Origin of the sequence: Halobacillus sp. GSS1 (assembly GCF_017307035.1) — a bacterium.
Classification (GTDB): Bacteria; Bacillota; Bacilli; order Bacillales; family Halobacillaceae; genus Halobacillus; species Halobacillus litoralis.
The window spans coordinates 1,021,508-1,042,361 of record NZ_JAFLHE010000001.1; the positions used below are offsets into that span (position 1 = coordinate 1,021,508).

Genomic DNA, 20,854 nt, shown 5'->3' on the forward strand with positions numbered 1-20,854 from the left:
CCACCCTTTCCTCATCCAAGTTTCATCATTTTTCTCTTTATTTAAACAACCTCACTCATATTAACCATGGAAAAAACTTTTGTAAAGGCAATTCACGAATCTTAACATTAAATTTACATTCGCATAATACTGAAGCAATTTTCGTGTGTTATCCGAATTTTCCAATAAAAAAAGGCCCTTAGGAGGACCTTTTATGATGCCTTTTCCTTCATTAGAGAATCTGCTTCCTGTTTTTCTCCTGCGGACTTGTTTTGCTGCTCGTAGTATTCTTTGTTCTCAAATTGATTGGAAGTAATGATAAACGAAAGCTCCTGCGTGAGTCCAATCAATTCCGTCGAAAAAGCATCAAAGGTTTGCATTGTCCTCTGCTGACGGTCAGAAGTATCCACTAGTTTCCCTGTGGAAAGAACCTGGGTTGAGATAACTTTTTTCATACCTTCAATTACATTCTCCATTCGTGGCATAACCTCTCCGCCTTCTTTTAACTGATGTTTGGTGGACTCCAATTGTAAATTAAACGCACTCATACCTTCTGATAAATTCTCGAAAGCATCCTTCGATATATCCATTTGGCGCTGTCGCTCTAGAATATCCCTTTCCATTTGATCAAATTGAGTGGAAAGCTCTCCCCCAAGCGACATCACATCCTTCATCCGCTGATCAATGTCAACAGCTGCTGTTCTTGACCGATCTGCCAGGCGTCTAACTTCCTGAGCCACTACTGCGAATCCTTTTCCTTGCTCTCCAGCACGAGCGGCTTCAATAGATGCATTCAATGCAAGCATCCTCGTCTGCTCTGCAATCTCCTGAATTTTGTTTCCAGAATCTTGTATGTTGGACATGTAGTCTTGAAAAGATATCACTCTCGAAGTCATTCCGTGAATTTCGTTTCTCAAACTGTGAAAACATTGATCGACCTGTTCGACTCCTCCATTCCCCGAATGCACCGCTTCATTCATCCGTTCCTGTTCTCCAAAAAGATTTTCCAACGTATAATGTAACTGACCGAAGACTTTATTCAATTCATCGAACACTTCTTTTTGGCTATCCATATATTCCGAAGTCAAGTCACTTCCGTCTTGAACTTGATTCACACTTTTCCGTAGATCTTCATAGACAAGCTTCAACTCATGAGAGGAATCATCCATCTTTTCCCCTCCCTTTCCCAGTTGATCGACAGTCCCTTGGAGAGCGTCCAAAATAGCTGCAATCTTATGTATAAGTTCTTCGTAACTTTTTCTTAACGACTGGATCTCAGGAAGACTCGTACTAATGGAACCCGCCTCACTTAAAACACCATTCCTCGCTTGCTTCATAACACGCTGCATCTGTTTCACTGGGTGAACAATCCTCCCCACAATAAAATAAACAATCACTCCGATCGCAAGGACAGTAATAAAGCCTAATATTATTGTGTACAAGGCCAATTGGCGTACTCCACTCATAAAATCCTTCTCGGGTACTCCTAGAACATAGATCCCTTGCAGTTCTTGGACGGGTGCGTAGGAAAGTATGTATTTCTCCCCTTTCAACTCTACAGTTTCTGTGCCATTCTCTTTATTTATCAGATCCTGCGGAAGTGATTCTGGTAGAGAAGTTTCATCCATGGACGGGTAGGAATACACCCCATTGTTATTTACAAAATAAGCTTCAGAAGATAAACCATCTTGTTGGATTTCTGCTTGCTGTGCATTCGAATACCCTTCCATTCTTCTTAAGAATTCTTCCTGGTCTCCAACAAAGGCATACATCAATTGCTCTGCCACATCCTGAGCCATCAGCAACTCACGTTCCAGACGGTCTTGAACCAGATCCACTTGGTTTTCCTTAGCTTTCGTATAAGAAAAGAAACCAATCAATGAAACTGAGATAAGCACAAGGGCACAAACAATGACTGTCAATCTGATTTGCAAATTGAATTGAGGCCATTGGACTTTTGGAATTCTTGATTTGAGTCTTTTCCAGTCATTCATAAAATAAACACTCCATCTCTTTGATTGATTGCACAAACAAAGTATGACGACAGAGTGTTAAGGAATTGTTAATAATCTTTTAAGGTTTGGTAATTTCACAACTTTTTGACCAGGATTTTTGTACCATCCACTTTCACTACTTTAATTTGATCTCCTCTAGTAATCCACTGACCATTGGAAACAGCACTGTATTCTTCTTCCTCAATTTTCACCGTACCTACAGGTCTCATGTCTGTTAGAGCTACACCTTGCTGTTCAAGTAAGTACTGGTATTTTTCATTCATTGAATTATATCCCATTTCTGAGGACATTTGATCATTGAGAGCCATTTTCGACCACATTTTTCTGTGTTTGAAAACTTTCAAGAACAGTAAAGAAGCCGCTCCCCCTAGAATCACCCCTATAACACTATACAACCCAGCTACCCAATTAGGTGCACTGAAGCCTACAGCAATAATCATCGTTGCAGCACCGATGGTCGCAAGAGTTCCATCATTCAGCAGTTTCCCATCAATGATCATAAGAATAATTCCCAGGAAATATACGAGCATCATGACGATGAACATTTCTGTTTCAAGGTAACCTGAGAAATAAACAGTTATAAAGCCAAAGCCGATAATGGCGAACACTCCACGCATATTGACGAGTAATTCCCCAATTAAAAACATCGTACCGAGAAAAGTAATAAATAAAGCGATCCAATCATAAGTAAACATGATGGCTCACATCCTCTCCTTAATTACTATATGTACGTTCGAAGATCCCTTTTTGTTTCAAAGTCTCCGTTATTTTTTCTCTATTCCACCCATGATATAATGATGACAACATTTATGAGTTTACACAAATTTAACTTATAAATGTGCATATTTAAGGTTCCTGACTTCTCATTTACAAAAATAGCCCTTATAATGAAGATTGGAATTCATCTTGCATACCTTTTTGTGAATATACAAAGGAGCGATATTAATGGCAATTACGCACAGAAAAGATACTCGTCCCGTAAGAGTCGGAGACGTTACGATAGGTGGATCGGATGAGGTTGTGATTCAATCCATGACCACCACCAAAACACACGATGTAGAAGCAACAGTCGCTGAAATCAAACGCCTGGAGGAAGCCGGATGTCAAATCGTGCGAGTGGCTTGCCCGGATGACCGAGCCGCTGATGCGATTCCTGAAATTAAAAAACGCATCAACATTCCATTGGTTGTTGACATCCACTTCGATTATAAAAAGGCTTTGAAAGCCATTGAAGGTGGAGCAGACAAGATTCGTATCAACCCAGGGAACATCGGGAAACGTGAAAAAGTTGAGGAAGTAGTAAAAGCAGCAAAAGCAAAGGGCATTCCGATCCGAATAGGAGTCAACGCAGGTTCACTTGAGCGCCATATCCTTGAAAAATACGGTTATCCTACCGCAGATGGAATGGTTGAAAGTGCCTTGCATCACATTAAGATTCTTGAGGATCTTGATTTCCATGATATTATTGTATCCCTTAAAGCTTCGGACGTGAAATTGGCTATTGAAGCTTATGAAAAAGCAGCAGCAGCCTTCAACTATCCGATACACTTGGGTATTACTGAATCTGGAACTCTTTTTGCCGGCACGGTGAAAAGTGCTGCAGGACTTGGAGCCATCTTAAGTAAGGGAATTGGAAGTACTGTGCGGATCAGCTTGAGTGCTGACCCTGTGGAGGAAGTAAAAGTAGCGAAAGAACTTCTCAAATCCTTTGGTCTTGCGTCTAACGCTGCGACTTTAATTTCCTGTCCAACTTGTGGACGAATTGAAATTGACCTGATATCTATTGCCAATGAGGTTGAAGAATATATTCAAACCATTAAAGCCCCCATTAAAGTAGCTGTGCTTGGCTGCGCAGTCAATGGCCCTGGTGAAGCGAGAGAAGCAGACATCGGAATTGCCGGTGCCCGAGGGGAAGGCCTACTCTTCCGTCACGGAGAGATCATCCGTAAAGTACCTGAAGACATCATGGTCGATGAACTGAAGAAAGAAGTCGACAAATTGGCTGAGGAACACTATGAAAAAGAACGCAAAGAAAAAGAGAAGCTCAAACAAGAGCAAGAACAGTCTTAAAAAAAAGGTGACCCTGAACAGGGTCACCTTTTTTTATATCAAGTTATACATCGGGGCGAAGAATAAAGAAAATGCGATGGAAACGACACTGACAATAATCGCCATATTGCCTAGTGTATCGGCTCCTCTTCGTTTACCAATGATCCCGAGAACAATCCCGGCCGCACCGAGAATTAACGGAGCAAAAAAGAAAGAAAGGATCGCGGCGGATAACCCCAGCCAGCCCATCCCCACTTTAACATCTTCCTCTTCTTCCATTGTTGTTTCCTTTTCCTCGTTATTCATTGGTTCATCTATCGGCCCTACAGCTGCTTCTTGAGCGAATTCTTCCTCATAACTATCGCCATAAACAGGCTGATCTTCTCCACGACCATGATCATCGACAGCAGTAACGTCATTATACTCAGAAGCTCTAGCCTCTATATAACCAGGTTCCTGTCTTAAATCCTGGTCCTGAATTTCTTCAAAAGCTTCATTCAGGACTTGTTCTGTCGACGGCTCATCATGTTCGTCAACAGCTTCTTCATGAACTTGCTCTAATTCATCCCCGTGCTCAGGGGCTTTTTGCGTTTTTTGATGATTCTCAACAGTATCTTTCGGATCATGCATTAAAATACCCTCACTTTCTGTTTGAAGAATCATGATTATTATATGGAGAGTACAAGAAATTACATAAGGGATTTGATGGTAAAAAAACGCCTGACTATAAGTCAGGCGTTTCCAATCAATTCGCTAATACTACGGTCGTATGATTTTCTGCTTTCTCTTGGATCTCTTCTGCATACCAGCTTTCTGCGTGTCCATTTTCTTTTTTATATGCTTTCAAGCCACCCATGCCTCGGTGATATGCTGTGAGTGCTTCGTCCCAATTATTATATTTGTTTTTTAAGAAATCTAAATAAACTAATGATAATTGCATGGAATAATAAGGATCAAAAAGCAACTCTTCTTCATAAGGTAAGCCTGCCATATCAGCAATCCACGGGGCGGTATTTTTCATAAATTGTGACATCCCGTATGCATGTCCATATTTGGTTTCAGGCCCCACAAGCTCAGGATCAAAAGTTCCTCCCGTTTCCACTTTTAAAAGCTCATAAACAAGAAAAGGGTTGATTTTATAACGTTGTGCTTCCTTAACAAGGTACATAGCCCAGGATTTTTTAAAATTCCCGTCACTCTCATTTACAAGTCGCTCTGCTTTCTTTTCAATTTCCGGCCATGTGTGATAGCCACTTTCTTCCTCTCCGACTGAAGGCTTTTCCTTCAAATACTCATTCGTCGACTGTAAGCGTTCAATTTCCATGGATAGTTTTTGATTTTTATTTTTCAATTCCTGCTTTTGATCTTCCAGGGCCTTCTCCTGCTTGTGGTTCCATTGGTTAAAAGCAAAAAATGTCACCATGACGAGAAGCAATGCAATACCCGTTGTCCAAAGAGGTTTTTGTTCTTTCATATTTGTTTTTCACTCCTTCACGTTCTGAACTGGTACTTTTGACCAGCACCACACTGAACCCATTGGCTTATACTAACCGAATAAAATATGTAATTCAATTGAAACACTTGTAGACATAATTTTTTAAAAACACAAATCCTTCTCAACATTCATATGGTGTAGTAAATAAGGAGAGAGGGAGTATAAGCCTATGAAGAATGTGGCACAACAGTTAATTACCCAGAAATTGAAGCAGTTAACCGTAAAAGAACTACTTTTTTATAGTCAGAAGTATCAAATCCCTATATCTAGGGATGAAGCCGCTGCCATTGTCACAGCATTGAAAAAGAATAAGGATAACCCTTTCGACCCTGATGGACGGAAGCGCATGCTCAGTAAACTCGCGAAAATTACATCAAAAGATACAGCGAGATCTGTAAATAAACTGCTCATGAAAATGGCAAAAGAATACGGAGTAGAGCATTGGCTAAGATAAAACCTGATCAACTTCCATTCTCAACCCAATAAAAGCTCCCTTTAGTTGAAGACTCAGTTTCGAGACACTTTTCCCCTGCAGGATAACGAGTAGCTTCCCAGCATCCCTGACACTCCAACAAAGAAACGAACTCCGAAAAATCTTGAAACTGAGTCTCCACTACCTGCCATTTTATTTAATTACTACAAAAAAAGAAGGGGCCCAGTGGCTCCTTCTTTATTGTTGCATGATTTTTTCTTTTAAACCTTCATCAAAAACGCCTTCTTTAACCATATCGATTTCATAGCGATATGGAGGCTTTTTATTTTTCTTATCTTCCCCTACATATGGCGTTTCAAGAATTTTTGGCAGGTCTTTCAATGTCGGATGATGAATGACTTTATGAAGAGCATCGAAACCGATATGACCGAACCCAATATTTTCGTGCCGGTCCTTGGCTGCGCCTTTGATATTTTTACTATCGTTCACATGGACGACCTTCAAACGATCGATCCCCACGATTTTATCAAATTCCTCCAATACGCCATCGAAATCCTCGATAACATTATAACCTGCATCATGAATGTGACACGTATCCATGCAGACAGATAACTTCTCATTGTGGGTCACCCCATCAATGATTTGCGCCAACTCATCAAAACTCCTTCCGATTTCAGAGCCTTTTCCTGCCATTGTTTCAAGAGCGATTTGGACCTTTTGGTCTTTATGAAGAACCTCGTTCAAGCCTTCAATGATCTTCGGCAATCCCTTTTCTACTCCTTGCCCAACATGGGACCCTGGGTGGAGAACGATTTGCCTTGCTCCTAGAGCTTCTGTACGTTCTATTTCATTCCTTAAAAAATCAACACCAAGCTGGAAAGTTTCAGGTTTTGTTGTATTTCCTATATTGATGATATAAGGAGCATGGACCACGATGTCCGTGATGCCATTCGCCTTCATATGCTCAGTCCCTGCTTCAATGTTCAATTCCTCAATGGGACGACGCCTTGTATTCTGCGGGGCTCCGGTATAAATCATAAATGTGCTTGCACCATAGGAGGTTGCTTCTTCGCTGGCGCCCAGCAGCATTTTTTTCCCTTTCATAGACACGTGTGATCCAATCTTCAACATACAATCTACCCTTTCTTATTTCTTCTTGAAACGACTCTGTTTCAGCTTTCTCATGTTTTTATCTGTTTGTTGTTTCATTTTCTTCTTGTAGCCAGGCTTCACTTTTTTAGGTTTCCGTACCATCTGCTTTGCTTTCTTCTCTAAATCGGAAGCATGGCGTTCACGGTTCTGTCTCTCGTTGTAGGCATTAGTTTCTTTCCATTCACCATTTTTCACTTCATAAAATTCAAAGGTAAGTCCTTTTTTCTCGAGCTTCTGAATAAGAGGCAGATCGGATTCCTTATACAAATTGATAGCCGTTCCTTGCAATCCAGCTCGAGCCGTTCGTCCGACTCTGTGAATGTAGAATTCTTCCTCTTTCGGCATTTGTGCGTTAATCACATGACTGACGCCTTGAATATCGATGCCTCGAGAAGCAAGGTCTGTGGCCACAATATACTGATAACGCAAGTTCTGCAACTCTTTTAGCATTCTTTTTCTTTCTCTTGGTGAAAGACCGCCGTGAAGAATCCCTGTTTCAAGACCTCTCTTCGTCAATTCTCCAGCAAGCTCATCGGCATGATTTTTTCCATTTGTAAAAATGATAGCCAAGTAAGGTTGAATCGCCTTCGATATTTCGACAATGACTTCGGCAGGTTCTTTATGTCTTAACGGGACTAAGCGGTGCTCCATCGTTTCTGGTGATGGTTTGTCATCTTCAATCTCAATGTGTGTCGGGTTCGTCAAATATTTCTTTAAGAATGGCTGCAGACGTTCTGGAATGGTCGCCGAAAAGACGAGCATCTGTACATCCTGGTCCATCCTTACGAGAATTTGATCTACTTCTTCAATGAATCCTAAATCCAGCATCAGATCCGCTTCATCCAGCACAAACGCTTTGGCTTGGTAGAGGTCAATTGCCTCTTCTTTAACCATATCTAATATACGACCAGGTGTTCCGACGACAATATGCGGAGCTCTTGAAGACAGCTTGCCAACCATTTTCTGCTTATCCGTTCCACCTATGAGGAGTTTTGAACGCCAAACGTCTTCTTTCCCAGCCATTTGAATGGCTTTTTTCACTTCATCCTGAATTTGAATGGCTAATTCTCTTGTTGGGGCAGTAATTACAAACTGTACATGGTCGGCCTCTTCATCCATCTGGTTCAATAGTGGAAGTAAATAGGCATGTGTCTTCCCTGATCCCGTATGGGACTGTCCGATAAGACTCTCCCCTCTCAATGCTGCAGGCAGGACCTGCTTTTGAATGGGGGTGGGTTTTTTAAAGCCTAACCCTTCTACAATTCGACTGACTGTAGAAGTGATGGCATATTGTTCAAATGTATGCTTACTCATAACCGTTCTCCTTTAATGTAAAATGTTCCTTCCTTATTATAATAGAGCAGAAGACAAATTGCACGATAACCTTGTCTTAGAACGTCTTTCTTTGTCATCTTTCCCTTTACCCTTTATAATGATAATGGTATCTTTAAAGTTATTGGATTGGATTTATAGAGGAGGACGTTAATCAATGGAAGTCATTAAAATCGCCCCTCGCGGTTATTGTTATGGTGTAGTAGATGCAATGGTCATTGCTCGTAACGCAGCTAAAGACCCAAATCTGCCACGTCCTATTTATATATTAGGTATGATTGTCCACAACTCACATGTAACCGATGCCTTTAAGGAAGAAGGGATCATTACGGTAGATGGAAAAAATCGAAGCGACATGCTCGAAGGCATTCACGATGGCACGGTTATTTTTACCGCTCACGGTGTTTCTCCTCAAGTGAAGGAACGCGCCAAGGCGAAAGGATTGACCGTCTTAGACGCCACCTGTCCTGATGTCACAAACACCCACAATTTGATTAGAAAGAAAGTAGCTGAAGGTTTCGAAGTTATTTACGTAGGAAAAAAGGGACACCCTGAACCAGAAGGCGCGATGGGAGTAGCACCAGGTAAAGTCCATCTCGTCCAAACAGAAGAAGATGTGGAAGAACTTAATCTGGATCATGACAAATTGATGATCACCAACCAAACGACAATGAGTCAATGGGATGTCTATGACGTTATGGAAAAGGCGAAGGAAAAGTATCCACAACTCGAAAAGCAGCAGGAAATCTGCATGGCGACCCAGGTACGCCAAGAAGCTGTTTCTGAGCAGGCGGGTGAAGCTGATTTGACATTGGTTGTCGGTGACCCGATGAGTAACAATTCGAACCGGCTCGCCCAAGTCTCTATGGAAAAAGCAGGTACAACAGCTTACCGTATTGCTGATGTGACAGAAATCCAATTAGAGTGGTTGGAAGGTGTCGAGAAAGTAGCCGTTACAGCGGGAGCTTCAACTCCAACTCCGATAACAAAAGAAGTCATTAAATTCATCGAGCAATTCGATCATAACGATGAAAGCACTTGGATTCGCGAGTCAAAAGTTGAACAGAAAAAAATCTTACCTCCCGTCCGTGCAAGAAAAAAAGTGAAAAGGTAAAAGAAGGATGAAAGCCTTAGCTTTCATCCTTTTCTTATACAATGGTAAAGGGCTCTGTATTCGCTTCGGAAACAAAAATGTTTAAATCTCCCTCTTTGTTACATGCCTCTTCCAAGTATTGTTTCACTTTTGGACAGACAACCTTTTCTACATGGTGCCCGGGATCAATGACGGAAAGTCCCATCTCCATGGCATCTTGTGTCATATGAAATGTCATGTCTCCCGTAATATATACATCGGCCCCACTTCGCTTGGCCTTATGAATGTATTTTTCACCACTCCCTCCAAGAAGCGCGACTTTCTTCACTTTTTTATCCATATTTCCTGATACACGTAGATGAGGAACACCGTATTCTCTCTTGATTAACTCCACGAGTTCACGTAAAACCATAGGGTTTTTGAGTTCTCCTACACGCCCTGCTCCCATTGGTTCCCCTTCATTTAATAGTGGATAAATATCATAAGCCACTTCCTCATATGGATGAGCTTCTTCCATCGCTTTCAATACTCCGGCTAAGCGTGACTTTGAAACAATCGTCTCGATTCGTTTTTCGTCAACGATCTCAAGCTGTCCTTGATCACCGAGGTATGGATTGGTCCCCTCTTCCGGTTTGAATGTTCCTTGTCCGGAGAGTTGATACGTACAATGACTATAATGACCTATATGCCCTGCACCTGCTTCACTGATGGCATTCCGTAATTCATCTGCGTGATTTTCCGGAACGAAAACAGTGAGCTTTACTAGAGAGTCGCTGCCTGTTTCAATCAGTGGACGGCTATTCGTTACTCCAATCAGCTCAGCCATAACATCATTCACACCGCCTTTAGCAATATCCAGGTTCGTATGTGCGGCATAAACCGTGATGTCATTTTTAATCAGTTTCTGAACAATTCTTCCTTTCGGTGTATCCAAATTGATTTGATTCAATTTGACAAAAAGCAGAGGGTGATGCGCAATAATTAGATCCACTTCTTTTTCAATCGCTTCATCCACAACGTTCTCCAAAACATCAAGGGTAACCATAACGTTTTTTACCGGTTGATTAAGTGTCCCGATTTGGAGCCCCACATTATCCCATTCAAAGGCCAACCCCTTAGGTGACCATTTCTCAAATTCGCGGATAATATCTTGAGCCGTGTACGTTCGATTCATGATTGCAATACCTCCTCTAACCATTCCATTTCCTTTTGATGTTGTTTCAATTTTTCTTCATCAGGGGAAGTGGCTTGCTTCATCTGTTTCACAATATATTGTTTCTTCTTCCATTCCTCTTTGCATTTCTTAATAAACGGATCCGGACGTTTCTTTAATAAGAATGGCCCGAGCCACATTTCTTTCTCTATCACTTGCTGTTGATAAGAGGAGGAAGGATCTCCTTTTTCTGCAACAAGGATTTCATAAATGTGCCCACTTTCCTCTACAATTGCCTCATCCACGAGTGTATAGTCATGCTGGAAGAACCACCTTCTTAGAGACCTCGAATCGATGTTGGGCTGCACGACAATCCGGTGGACATTAGAAAGCTTCTCTTTTCCTCTCTCCAGAATATCACGGATCAAAGGCCCACCCATACCTGCAATGACCACTTGCTTTATCTCTCCTGGATCAACTACTGCGAGCCCGTCTCCGAGACGGACTTCGATGCGGTTCTCAAGCTTATGTCTTTCCACTTCGCTTTTAGCACTATCATACGGACCTTGGTTTACTTCTCCTGCGACAGCTCTCGCTTCCGGATCCTTCAGGCATACAAAGCACGGAAGATACGCGTGATCCGAACCGATGTCAGCAAAATGGGCCCCCTCTGGTAAATAATCAGCAACAAGTGCTAAACGTTGGGATAATTGATTAACATTCATAGACTCTTTCCTCTCATAAAAGAAAAGCTTTCTGATTGGCCAGAAAGCTTTTCGTTCTTCATCTTATTGTTATTTCTTTTCGGCTAGCCATTCAGCCAATTTAGTTGCTTGCTCTCCTGTGTAAAGACCAGCAGGCATGGCTGAGCCTTTACCATTTACGATGATGTCATTAATTTCTTCAGCTGAATAGCGGCTTCCTACTTCTTGAAGATTAGGGCCGGCTCCTCCGCCAAGATCTCCACCGTGGCAGCTTGCACATTGGTTCTGAAACAATTCTTCAGGACTTGCACTTGCGGTTTCTTCTTGCTTCTCACCGCCGCCCTCTTCTTCATTCTGAATAGCTTCGCGTTGATTAATCCCCGCTGCAGAAACGACAATCATAACGACGATCCCCAGCACAGCGATAATGGCGAATGGAATCACAGGGTTCTTTCTCATTTGTTGCAACCTCCTTATGTATTCCTTCATATAGAATTTTCGTGTCTATTCGACTATATTTATTTTACTTGAAAACCGTTACTTATTAAAGAGATTTGATGTGAAAACTTATGAAACAATGTAAATTATTAAAAAAATAAAGCCCATGATACCTGAATAGAAAAGCGTTTTCACTTTCCATAACCAACCAAGAAAAACCCACAAAATTAAATGTAGAGAGAGAGTTATGTAAAAGGAAAACAAAGAACCTATGATTTGTTGATTAAGATGGACAGTCATCAGCAGCAGAATTAGAGCGCCATTGAGTAGCGGAATAAAAAGCCAGTCCGGCTTTTTATATTGTAACCAACGAACGTTAATCCATACTCCCATTACAAAACTCGACAAAACCACTGTTTGCATTATGATTCCCATTTCAGTAAAATAAATGACAAGAAATGAAAGGGGTAACAATAAAGCACTCCCTGCTACGAACATGTAAAAGCCTAGGTTTAGTGCCCCCGAGCTTTCTTTATTTTCTTGATTTTCACCCTGAGTATAAAGCGCTAACAAAAAATTGCAATATTTATCTGGAAGCAGACGATTTTGTTTCCAGTACCTGATTTCATCAACAATAGTTTGTGTCCTTTCATGCTTCATAGCAGCCTCCAAAAGAAAAGATAACTCAGGAGTCCTCCCGCATCCATTTGCGAAAGGACCCCTGAGTCGGAAAGAATCTTTATTCCATGAAGTCCTTCAAGCGTTTGCTCCGGCTTGGGTGGCGGAGTTTACGCAAAGCCTTCGCTTCGATTTGACGGATTCTCTCACGAGTAACCCCAAACACTTTTCCTACTTCTTCAAGTGTTCTTGTACGGCCATCGTCTAAACCGAATCGAAGTCTGAGTACATTTTCTTCTCGATCTGTCAAAGTATCAAGAACATCCTCAAGTTGTTCTTTTAACAGTTCATAAGCAGCATGATCCGAAGGAGATGTCGCTTCCTGGTCTTCAATGAAGTCACCTAGGTGAGAATCATCTTCCTCCCCGATCGGTGTTTCTAAGGATACAGGCTCTTGTGCAATCTTTAGAATTTCACGCACTTTATCTGGAGTAAGGTCCATATCCTGCGCAATCTCTTCCGGCGTTGGTTCACGCCCAAGATCTTGAAGAAGTTGGCGCTGTACTCGAATCAGTTTGTTAATCGTCTCCACCATGTGGACAGGAATACGGATCGTACGAGCCTGGTCGGCAATCGCTCTTGTAATTGCCTGTCGAATCCACCATGTGGCATAGGTACTGAATTTGTAACCTTTACGATAATCGAACTTTTCTACCGCTTTGATCAGGCCCATGTTCCCTTCTTGAATCAGATCAAGGAATAGCATCCCACGGCCTACATATCTTTTAGCGATACTTACAACAAGTCGAAGGTTAGCTTCTGCCAAGTCACGCTTCGCTTCTTCATCACCATTCTCAATACGTTGAGCAAGGCTGATTTCATCTTTGGCAGATAGCAGGTTCACACGACCGATTTCTTTAAGGTACATACGTACAGGGTCATTGATTTTAACCCCAGGTGGTACACTCAGATCATTAAGGTCGAACTCTTCCTCTTTATTCAATTGCTTCATACTTGGATCTGATTCCGAATCCCCAATCACTTCTACACCCTGCTCATTCAGGTGCTCATAGAATTCATCCATTTGATCAGAATCCAGCTCGAAGCTCGATAGTTTTTCTGCTACCTCTTCATATGCGAGGATCCCTCGTTTTTTTCCTAACTCTACCACTTGCTCTTTCGCTTGCTCAAGTGTCAATTCTGTTTGGTTCTCATTTTCTTTAGAACGTGATGGCTGCTGTTGCTTATCTGCCATAAGTCCCCCTCCTTCCAACAATCTATACAAACTCTACCTAGTGGTGTTTTAACTCTTTTCTGCGTTTGATGATTTCCATCGCAATTTCTGCTGCCCGGATCGGCTCATTTTGCTGTTCAGCCTTTTTCAACTCAGATTCAAGGTTTCTAATATCCGTTCGATCCCACTGTTCTGATCGAATCCTTGAGATGTAATCATGGATTTCCTGATCAGAAACTTCTTCGCTGACAGGGGCCATTGCAAGCTCGATCGCCAAATTTTTAATGGAAGCATCTTCAATCATCTCGACGAACTGACTGATATCCGATTCATTGCCGTCTTCATAATATGCATAAAGATGGGTGACAATGACCTGATGGTCTTCAATATTGAAAGCTCCTCCGATTTCCTCTTGAACTTTATCAGCGATATATGGATCTCTCAACATATACGCAATCAGTTTTCTTTCTGCATTATGAAAAGCGGGTAAAAGTTTTTTTTGAACCGTTGGCTGCCTTGTATCATTAGTATATCGGTTCTTAGGCTCCTTATCCTTGACACCGCTTTGCGATCGAATACGCTGAACTTCTTCTTTTAGAGTCTCTACGGAGAGCTGAAATTCTGTAGCGATCTCATTCAGGTAATGCTCTCGTTCGACAGCACGGTCAAGCCCTGCAATCTCTTGTAATACCTTTTCGATATAAGTGATGCGATCTCCTTCTACTTGTAGATTATAATCTCTACGCAAGTAATTCATCATAAAGGAAATATACGTATCACTCGTATCGATAATTTCACGTTTAAATCGGTCCCCTCCATACTTTTGAATGAAATCATCTGGATCGAGTTCATCAGGGACACGAGCAACGTACGTTTGACAGCCCACGCTTTTTAAGAGCTTCGCTGCTTTAACAGCTGCTTCAATTCCAGCGCGGTCCCCATCATAGCAAATGATGATCTGCTCTGCGTATTTCTTCAAAAGGTTCGCCTGGATATTTGATAACGATGTACCCATTGTTCCTACGGCATGGTGAACACCCGCCTGATCAGCAGAGATGACATCTCCGAAACCTTCGAACAGGATCACCGTTTTTTCCTTTCGGATGGCGGAGCGGGCAAGGTCGAAGTTATAAAGCAGACGCCCTTTGTGGAAAAGTTCCGTCTCCGGACTGTTTAGATATTTAGGTTCCTGCTGTCCAAGAGACCTTCCTGCAAAAGCCACGGTTTTTCCTAAGTGATTCCTTAGTGGGAAAATCACTCTTCCACGGAACCTGTCCGCATATTCACCATGATCATTTGTACTGAGCAATCCTGCCTTGACCATCGATTGTGGATGATACCCTTTCTTTTCAAGGAAAGTTACAACAAAGTCTCTGGAATCCGGTGAATATCCTATTTGATATTTCTGGATCGTTTCATCGGTAAAACCACGGTCGATTAAATACTGATACGCTTCCCGACCATCCTTGGAATTCTTTAACAAATGGTGGTATAATTTAGTCAACCATTGATGGGCTTCAAGCATCGCCTGAGATTCCTGGCTCTTTTCTGACGGAGCTTCTTCAGATAATTGATCAGGAAGATCAGTACCTGTCTGCTCAGCCAGTTGTTTTAGAGCCTGGATAAAACTAAATCCTTCAATCTCCATCAGGAAGGTATAGACATTCCCTCCCTTTCCACAACCAAAGCAATGAAAGATCTGCTTATCTTGAGAAACGGAAAAGGAAGGAGTGTTTTCCCCATGGAAAGGACAAAGGCCGAAATGATTCCTGCCTTGTTTCTTCAAATCGACGTAATTGCCGATCACTTCTACAATATCCGTTGATCTTCTAATTTCATCGACTTTTTCTTCTGGAATATGTCCAGCCATAAGATCACCATACTACTCAATTATTCTCGTTCAAAGCTTAAATTCCTTCATGTTCTGACAACAATTTTTGGAAAACAGATCGAAAAGTTTTGCGATCCTCTGCTGTAAATGCCGATGGACCCTTCCATTTCTTCCTCTGCTTCATGGTTTGCTGCCGTATGAACTTTTGGTTCATGATGTTATCTGCATCATTTTCTCTAACCAGTTTACCTCTTGGAGTAAGTACATAAACCCCTTTAGAAGTCAATAATACAGCCAGAGAAAGATCCTGGGTAATGACGACATCACCTTTTTCCACTTGATTGAGGATATACAAATCGACAGATTGCGATCCATCATCCATGAACCTCCATCCAGCCTCTGCCTTCTCTTGGCTATAATGATTAACGGTCGCTATGAAATAAGGATGTAGATCGTACTGCATACAAACATCGATGATTTCTTCTTGTACTGGACAGCTATCTGCATCGACATAAATATGAACATTTAAATTTGGCATAGTATCAATATTTCTACAATAAGCGGTAGAATCCTCCTTAAAAGTGAATGTTTTATTTTTCTGACAAGTATGTGCCTTTAATAGCGCATGGTCAGAAAAATTTCTTAGGAATGGACATCCCTTCATTATAAGGATTTTTACCACAAATAGATATTATAATACATTCCTATCGTTTACGCTATGTCTAATTGTACCTAATTTCATTCTTCCCAACAAAAGTCGCGCTTAATCAAAGCGCGACTTCCGCTATTTGTACTATTCCTGGGCATTCTGACGTAATTTGTTCATAATAACATTCGCTGTCTCTTCAACGGCTTTGTTTGAAACATCAATTACTGGACAACCAATCCGCTCCACAATCCGATTGAAATGATCGATTTCCTGCTGAATACGTGTCATATTCGCATAGCTTGCCTGATCTCCAAGTCCTAATGACTTTAATCTTTCTTTTCTTATATCATTTAGTTTCTCTGCACTGATACTCAAACCTATGCATTTATCGGGGTCGACGCGGAATAATTCAGATGGTGGCTGTACTTCCGGTACAATCGGCACATTCGCTACCTTCAGGCGTTTGTGAGCCAAATACTGAGACAATGGAGTCTTGGATGTTCTAGAAACACCAATCAGTACGATATCGGCTTTGGATATGCCCCGTGGGTCACGACCGTCATCGTACCGAACAGCAAATTCAATGGCCTCTACTCTCTTAAAGTAATCTTCGTCCAATTTATGAACAAGCCCCGGTTCAAGGCGAGGTTTAATTTGCAGGTGGTTTTCCATAACCTCCATCATTGGTCCCATAATATCGACACACTGAATGCCGTGCTTTTCAGCTTCTTGTTTCAGGTGCTGTCTGAACTCTGGAATTACTAACGTAAAACCGATCATTGCTTTATGTTCTTTGGCTTGCTGGACCGCTTCGTTAATCGTCCCTTTATCTTCCACATAAGGGATTCGCTGCAAATCAAAGGGTCCATCATCAAACTGACTGAGACAAGCTTTTACGACCAGTTCTGCGGTCTCACCAACTGAATCTGATAAAACATATATTAAAGGCTTTTCCATAAACGATCCCTCCTCCCCACTGAAATCACAAGTGTTGGTCCCTGGCCAACTCCACAAGTGCTTTCGTTATATTTGTTTTCGTCAGTCGGCCCACTACTTTCAATCCTTCGTCAACAGGTTGGACGACTGGAAGACCATCAATTTGTTTTTCAATCAACTTCTGGGCGGCATCCAATAACAAATCTTCAGGTTCGCAAACCGTTATATTTGGCATTCTTGTCATAATGATATGGACAGGAACGGACGTTAAGTCCTGATTGCCGATACTCGCTCTGAGCAGATCTTTCCTTGATAACACCCCAGTTAGTATGGAATGTTGATCCGTCACAAACAGAGTCCCTACATCTTCTAAAAACATGGCACAGATGGCATCGTAAACCGATACATCTTCTTCGACAACGATCGGACGGGATTGATATTCATCCACTTTGAACTTCTTCAGTTTTTCAGTAAAGAGTTCAGACCCTGTTTTGCCCGTGAAGAAGTAACCCACCCGCGGGCGGGCGTCCAAGAAACCTGCCATTGTCAAAATAGCTAAGTCCGGACGCAGCGTAGCCCGTGTCAAGTTCAACTGATCCGCTATATTCTCACCTGTAATTGGCCCGTTATCTTTCACAATTTGAATGATTTGTTCTTGCCTGTTCGATAGTTCCAATCTTTCTTCACCCCGATCACTAACTGTGACATACTATTACTTAATTATAGCTCATTTTTAATTATCGGTAAAAGAAAGCTGATTAGAACTGTTGTTTCCATTCAACGGCATTCAAGTCGGCGAACGCATAGACATCGTCAGAAATTTGTTTTAATAAACCTAAGCGGTTCCGGCGTATGCTCTCGTCTTCCGCCATGACCATCGTTGCATCAAAGAACGTATGAATGGGACTAGCAAGCTTGGATAACTGGTCCAGAGCCAAATCCAATTGATTCTTTCGTAATGCTTGTCGATAGTCTTCCTGTATGTGTTGATAAGCATCATGCAATTGTCGCTCTTGTTCATTCTCAAACAGTGAAGGATCAACATCCGCAGCGTCTGCCTTTTTGGCTAAATTCAACACACGGCCGAGTGCTTCATGAACGGATTTGAAAGAAGGTTCCTGACGTTTTTCTACTAAAAGGACGGCTTTTGCTTTTGTTATAGGATAGACACCGATGCCTCTAGCCAACACAGCTTCCACAACATCTGGAGCGACCCCTTCTTCTCTCATTAAGTAAGACGCACGTACGCGGAAAAATTCGTGCAAGTCTTTATGGACTTCTTTTTCATCACGAGTTGGGAGTTCCAATTCATAATAAAATTGATGCACGAGATCAATCAATTGTTCAACTGGAATGGACCATCCATGAGCCGTTAAGGTTTGCAGAATCCCTAAAGCCTGGCGTCTCAATCCGTAAGGGTCCTGTGAACCTGTCGGAATGATGCCGATGGAGATACTACCTACAATCGTATCGAGCTTATCTGCAATACTTACAAGAGAACCGATGGTGGATGCAGGTACGGCTCCATTGGCTTGACGAGGCATGTAATGCTCATTGATAGCCACGGCCACCTCTTCATCCTCACCGAAGATACGAGCATACTTTTCCCCCATCGTTCCTTGCAATTCTGTGAATTCATCAACCATCTGAGTTACAAGGTCGAACTTACAAATTTCGGCTGCCCGTTTCGCTTTTTGCAGTTGAGCTTCTTCTAGGCCGATCCATTCACCGAGTTTTCCAGTAATGGCTACAATCCGTTGTACTTTATCTGCTAACGTTCCAAGCTCCTCCTGATAGACCATGCGAGAAAGCTTCTGCATTTTTTCATCAATGCTTCCCCTTTGGTCTTCTTCATAGAAGAACTGAGCATCCTTAAGGCGTGCTTTCAAAACTTTTTCGTTACCTCTTGCAACTGTCTCTATGTGCTGGTCATCCCCATTACGAACACCGACGAAATGAGGTTTCAACTGTCCGTTCAAAGAACGTACCGGAAAATACCGCTGATGCTCCTTCATCGATGTAACTAAGGCTTCTTCAGGGATCTCAAGGAATTCGTCTGAGAAAGTGCCACTGAAAACGGTCGGATACTCAACTAAGTGCGTCACTTCGTTCAATAAATCCTCGTCAATCATCAGCTTCCACTCATTTTCACTTTCAAGCTTCCTCAACTGATTGACAATCTCCGATTTTCTTTCCTCCACGGATGCCATGACATATTGGCCTTTCAACGTTTGTTCATAAGCATCAGCTTCTGCTACTGTGGTCTGGGACCCTAAGAAGCGATGGCCGTATGTCGTATTTCCAGTATTTACGCCTTCGATTGTGAAAGGTATGACTTCTTCTCCGAAAAGACCGATCATCCATCGGATTGGACGTGCATAACGAAGGTCGCGATTTCCCCATCTCATATTTTTCGGAAATGTAAGGGATAGGAAGACATCCCGGAAGTTTTGGAGAAGGTTTGTGGTTGGTTCTCCTTCAATAAACTTATTGACGTGTACATATTCTGTGCCCTTAATTTCTTTAAAATAGATATCATCTACATCTTTCCCTTGACCCTTAGAAAACCCAATGGCCGCTTTCGTCCAGTTCCCTTCATCATCAAGAGCGATTTTCCTGGCAGGACCTTTTGCTTCTTCTTCTATATCAGGCTGTTTTTCTTCAACGTTTGTAATTTTCACAGCCAATCTTCTTGGGGTTGCAAAGCCGGTGATTTCCCCATAAGGAATCCGGTTATCCTTGAACCATTGAGCTGTTTTATCCTCCAGCTGATCTAAAGCATCATTGATAAAGCGAGCGGGAAGCTCTTCCACACCTAGTTCAAATAATACGGTATTACTCATGATAACCCTCCTCCTTCTTCAGCATCGGGAAGCCGAGACGCTCCCTTTCCTCTACATAGGTTTTAGCAATCTTCCGCGCCAGGTTTCTCACACGGGAGATATAACCAGTTCTTTCCGTTACACTAATGACTCCTTTTGCATCAAGCAAATTAAACGTGTGAGAACACTTCAACACATAGTCATATGCTGGGAAAACAAGGCCTTGTTCCATAATTCGCTGTGCTTCCTTTTCATAAGTCGAGAAAAGGTTGAACAACATATCCTCATCAGAAGCTTCGAAAGTATAAACGGAATGTTCATATTCCGGCTGGGTGAAAATATCTCCTACTGTCACTCCATTGGTCCATTCTAATTCAAAGACATTTTCTTTATCCTGAATGTAAGATGCCAGTCTTTCAAGGCCGTATGTGATTTCTGCAGAGACAGGCTTCGCTTCAAGACCTCCGATTTGCTGGAAATAGGTGAATTGCGTGATTTCCATCCCATCAAGCCATACTTCCCAACCAAGACCTGCGGCCCCTAGCGTTGGGTTTTCCCAGTTATCTTCTACAAACCGAATGTCGTGTTTCTTAGGATCAATCCCAAGAGCTTCCAGTGACTCTAAATATAATTCCTGGATGTTATCAGGAGAAGGTTTCATGATGACCTGAAACTGATGGTGTTGATATAAACGGTTCGGGTTTTGGCCATAACGACCATCAGCAGGACGGCGGGACGGCTCGACATAGGCAACGTTCCATGGCTCAGGTCCGAGACTTCGTAACAACGTCATAGGAGACATCGTTCCTGCCCCTTTTTCAGTATCGTAGGCTTGCATAAGAAGACAGCCTTGTTTTGACCAATGATTTTGCAAAGTTAAGATCATGTCTTGAATATTCATACGTTTCCTCCTAGATAATG

Annotated in this window: 20 protein-coding genes; 3 read left to right on the top strand and 17 right to left on the bottom strand. The window is 42.1% G+C overall.

Annotated features, from left to right (window positions below):
* Positions 1-191 precede the first annotated feature (191 nt).
* Entirely contained in the window at positions 192-1,973 is a 1,782-nt protein-coding gene (locus J0K78_RS05425) for a methyl-accepting chemotaxis protein (protein ID WP_206945729.1), read from the bottom strand.
* A gap of 95 nt (positions 1,974-2,068) precedes the next feature.
* Positions 2,069-2,689 carry an NfeD family protein gene (locus J0K78_RS05430; protein ID WP_206945730.1) on the bottom strand — a complete coding sequence of 207 codons (621 nt, stop codon included), beginning with the start codon at positions 2,687-2,689 and terminating at the stop codon, positions 2,069-2,071.
* 250 nt (positions 2,690-2,939) lie between these two features.
* Between J0K78_RS05430 and ispG the strand changes: the two genes are divergently transcribed.
* Positions 2,940-4,064, top strand: coding sequence for a flavodoxin-dependent (E)-4-hydroxy-3-methylbut-2-enyl-diphosphate synthase (ispG, locus tag J0K78_RS05435; RefSeq protein ID WP_089654277.1), 1,125 nt, complete (start codon positions 2,940-2,942; stop codon positions 4,062-4,064).
* 33 nt (positions 4,065-4,097) lie between these two features.
* Here ispG and J0K78_RS05440 read toward each other — a convergent pair whose 3' ends face one another.
* On the bottom strand, positions 4,098-4,673 hold the full coding sequence (locus J0K78_RS05440) for a DUF4190 domain-containing protein (RefSeq protein WP_206945731.1): 576 nt from the start codon (positions 4,671-4,673) through the stop codon (positions 4,098-4,100).
* Between the two features lie 115 nt (positions 4,674-4,788).
* Positions 4,789-5,517 carry a transglycosylase SLT domain-containing protein gene (locus J0K78_RS05445; RefSeq protein ID WP_206945732.1) on the bottom strand — a complete coding sequence of 243 codons (729 nt, stop codon included), beginning with the start codon at positions 5,515-5,517 and terminating at the stop codon, positions 4,789-4,791.
* A 190-nt stretch (positions 5,518-5,707) separates the two neighbouring features.
* Between J0K78_RS05445 and J0K78_RS05450 the strand changes: the two genes are divergently transcribed.
* On the top strand, positions 5,708-5,992 hold the full coding sequence (locus J0K78_RS05450; RefSeq protein ID WP_206945733.1) for a DUF2624 domain-containing protein: 285 nt from the start codon (positions 5,708-5,710) through the stop codon (positions 5,990-5,992).
* Between the two features lie 216 nt (positions 5,993-6,208).
* On the opposite strand, the gene J0K78_RS05455 is transcribed toward J0K78_RS05450, so the two are convergent.
* Entirely contained in the window at positions 6,209-7,102 is an 894-nt protein-coding gene (locus J0K78_RS05455) for a deoxyribonuclease IV (RefSeq protein WP_206945734.1), read from the bottom strand.
* Positions 7,103-7,117: 15 nt separating this feature from the next.
* Entirely contained in the window at positions 7,118-8,437 is a 1,320-nt protein-coding gene (locus J0K78_RS05460) for a DEAD/DEAH box helicase (RefSeq protein ID WP_206945735.1), read from the bottom strand.
* A gap of 175 nt (positions 8,438-8,612) precedes the next feature.
* On the opposite strand from J0K78_RS05460, the gene J0K78_RS05465 reads away from it, so the two are divergent.
* Positions 8,613-9,569, top strand: coding sequence for a 4-hydroxy-3-methylbut-2-enyl diphosphate reductase (locus J0K78_RS05465; RefSeq protein WP_160915044.1), 957 nt, complete (start codon positions 8,613-8,615; stop codon positions 9,567-9,569).
* Between the two features lie 34 nt (positions 9,570-9,603).
* Here the strand turns inward: J0K78_RS05465 and J0K78_RS05470 are convergent, their stop codons facing one another.
* The 11 genes from J0K78_RS05470 to glyQ all read right to left on the bottom strand — a co-directional run bounded on the left by J0K78_RS05470 (position 9,604) and on the right by glyQ (position 20,834).
* Positions 9,604-10,722: a Nif3-like dinuclear metal center hexameric protein gene (locus J0K78_RS05470; protein WP_206945736.1), complete on the bottom strand. Its 1,119-nt coding sequence runs from the start codon at positions 10,720-10,722 to the stop codon at positions 9,604-9,606.
* Positions 10,719-11,426 (bottom strand): tRNA (adenine(22)-N(1))-methyltransferase, encoded by a 708-nt coding sequence (locus tag J0K78_RS05475; RefSeq protein WP_206945737.1) that lies wholly within the window; start codon positions 11,424-11,426, stop codon positions 10,719-10,721. The genes J0K78_RS05470 and J0K78_RS05475 overlap by 4 nt, the downstream gene beginning before the upstream one ends.
* Positions 11,427-11,495: 69 nt before the next feature.
* Positions 11,496-11,864 (bottom strand): cytochrome c550, encoded by a 369-nt coding sequence (gene cccA, locus J0K78_RS05480; RefSeq protein WP_206945738.1) that lies wholly within the window; start codon positions 11,862-11,864, stop codon positions 11,496-11,498.
* Between the two features lie 108 nt (positions 11,865-11,972).
* A complete protein-coding gene (locus J0K78_RS05485) occupies positions 11,973-12,503 on the bottom strand; it encodes a hypothetical protein (protein WP_206945739.1) in 531 nt (176 codons plus the stop codon).
* 79 nt (positions 12,504-12,582) lie between these two features.
* Positions 12,583-13,716, bottom strand: coding sequence for an RNA polymerase sigma factor RpoD (gene rpoD, locus J0K78_RS05490; RefSeq protein ID WP_089654288.1), 1,134 nt, complete (start codon positions 13,714-13,716; stop codon positions 12,583-12,585).
* A gap of 37 nt (positions 13,717-13,753) precedes the next feature.
* Entirely contained in the window at positions 13,754-15,565 is a 1,812-nt protein-coding gene (dnaG, locus tag J0K78_RS05495; protein WP_206945740.1) for a DNA primase, read from the bottom strand.
* Positions 15,566-15,602: 37 nt separating this feature from the next.
* The gene (locus J0K78_RS05500; protein WP_206945741.1) at positions 15,603-16,064 is read right to left on the bottom strand and encodes a YaiI/YqxD family protein; all 462 of its coding nucleotides are present in this window, start codon (positions 16,062-16,064) and stop codon (positions 15,603-15,605) included.
* 255 nt (positions 16,065-16,319) lie between these two features.
* The gene (locus J0K78_RS05505) at positions 16,320-17,132 is read right to left on the bottom strand and encodes a pyruvate, water dikinase regulatory protein (protein WP_089654291.1); all 813 of its coding nucleotides are present in this window, start codon (positions 17,130-17,132) and stop codon (positions 16,320-16,322) included.
* Between the two features lie 25 nt (positions 17,133-17,157).
* Positions 17,158-17,787, bottom strand: a complete 630-nt coding sequence (gene ccpN, locus J0K78_RS05510) for a transcriptional regulator CcpN (RefSeq protein WP_160915056.1) — start codon at positions 17,785-17,787, stop codon at positions 17,158-17,160.
* Positions 17,788-17,869: 82 nt separating this feature from the next.
* Complete coding sequence (glyS, locus tag J0K78_RS05515; RefSeq protein WP_206945742.1) at positions 17,870-19,954, bottom strand: glycine--tRNA ligase subunit beta; 2,085 nt, start codon at positions 19,952-19,954, stop codon at positions 17,870-17,872.
* A complete protein-coding gene (gene glyQ, locus J0K78_RS05520; RefSeq protein ID WP_160915060.1) occupies positions 19,947-20,834 on the bottom strand; it encodes a glycine--tRNA ligase subunit alpha in 888 nt (295 codons plus the stop codon). The genes glyS and glyQ overlap by 8 nt, the downstream gene beginning before the upstream one ends.
* Positions 20,835-20,854 lie beyond the last annotated feature (20 nt).

What these genes read in the sequence shown, in the direction of transcription:
- J0K78_RS05425 (WP_206945729.1), bottom strand. Translation starts at nt 1,973, where the DNA reads ATGAATGACTGGAAAAGACTCAAATCAAGAATTCCAAAAGTCCAATGG.
- J0K78_RS05430 (WP_206945730.1), bottom strand. Translation starts at nt 2,689, where the DNA reads ATGTTTACTTATGATTGGATCGCTTTATTTATTACTTTTCTCGGTACG.
- ispG (WP_089654277.1), top strand. Translation starts at nt 2,940, where the DNA reads ATGGCAATTACGCACAGAAAAGATACTCGTCCCGTAAGAGTCGGAGAC.
- J0K78_RS05440 (WP_206945731.1), bottom strand. Translation starts at nt 4,673, where the DNA reads ATGCATGATCCGAAAGATACTGTTGAGAATCATCAAAAAACGCAAAAA.
- J0K78_RS05445 (WP_206945732.1), bottom strand. Translation starts at nt 5,517, where the DNA reads ATGAAAGAACAAAAACCTCTTTGGACAACGGGTATTGCATTGCTTCTC.
- J0K78_RS05450 (WP_206945733.1), top strand. Translation starts at nt 5,708, where the DNA reads ATGAAGAATGTGGCACAACAGTTAATTACCCAGAAATTGAAGCAGTTA.
- J0K78_RS05455 (WP_206945734.1), bottom strand. Translation starts at nt 7,102, where the DNA reads ATGTTGAAGATTGGATCACACGTGTCTATGAAAGGGAAAAAAATGCTG.
- J0K78_RS05460 (WP_206945735.1), bottom strand. Translation starts at nt 8,437, where the DNA reads ATGAGTAAGCATACATTTGAACAATATGCCATCACTTCTACAGTCAGT.
- J0K78_RS05465 (WP_160915044.1), top strand. Translation starts at nt 8,613, where the DNA reads ATGGAAGTCATTAAAATCGCCCCTCGCGGTTATTGTTATGGTGTAGTA.
- J0K78_RS05470 (WP_206945736.1), bottom strand. Translation starts at nt 10,722, where the DNA reads ATGAATCGAACGTACACGGCTCAAGATATTATCCGCGAATTTGAGAAA.
- J0K78_RS05475 (WP_206945737.1), bottom strand. Translation starts at nt 11,426, where the DNA reads ATGAATGTTAATCAATTATCCCAACGTTTAGCACTTGTTGCTGATTAT.
- cccA (WP_206945738.1), bottom strand. Translation starts at nt 11,864, where the DNA reads ATGAGAAAGAACCCTGTGATTCCATTCGCCATTATCGCTGTGCTGGGG.
- J0K78_RS05485 (WP_206945739.1), bottom strand. Translation starts at nt 12,503, where the DNA reads ATGAAGCATGAAAGGACACAAACTATTGTTGATGAAATCAGGTACTGG.
- rpoD (WP_089654288.1), bottom strand. Translation starts at nt 13,716, where the DNA reads ATGGCAGATAAGCAACAGCAGCCATCACGTTCTAAAGAAAATGAGAAC.
- dnaG (WP_206945740.1), bottom strand. Translation starts at nt 15,565, where the DNA reads ATGGCTGGACATATTCCAGAAGAAAAAGTCGATGAAATTAGAAGATCA.
- J0K78_RS05500 (WP_206945741.1), bottom strand. Translation starts at nt 16,064, where the DNA reads ATGCCAAATTTAAATGTTCATATTTATGTCGATGCAGATAGCTGTCCA.
- J0K78_RS05505 (WP_089654291.1), bottom strand. Translation starts at nt 17,132, where the DNA reads ATGGAAAAGCCTTTAATATATGTTTTATCAGATTCAGTTGGTGAGACC.
- glyS (WP_206945742.1), bottom strand. Translation starts at nt 19,954, where the DNA reads ATGAGTAATACCGTATTATTTGAACTAGGTGTGGAAGAGCTTCCCGCT.
- glyQ (WP_160915060.1), bottom strand. Translation starts at nt 20,834, where the DNA reads ATGAATATTCAAGACATGATCTTAACTTTGCAAAATCATTGGTCAAAA.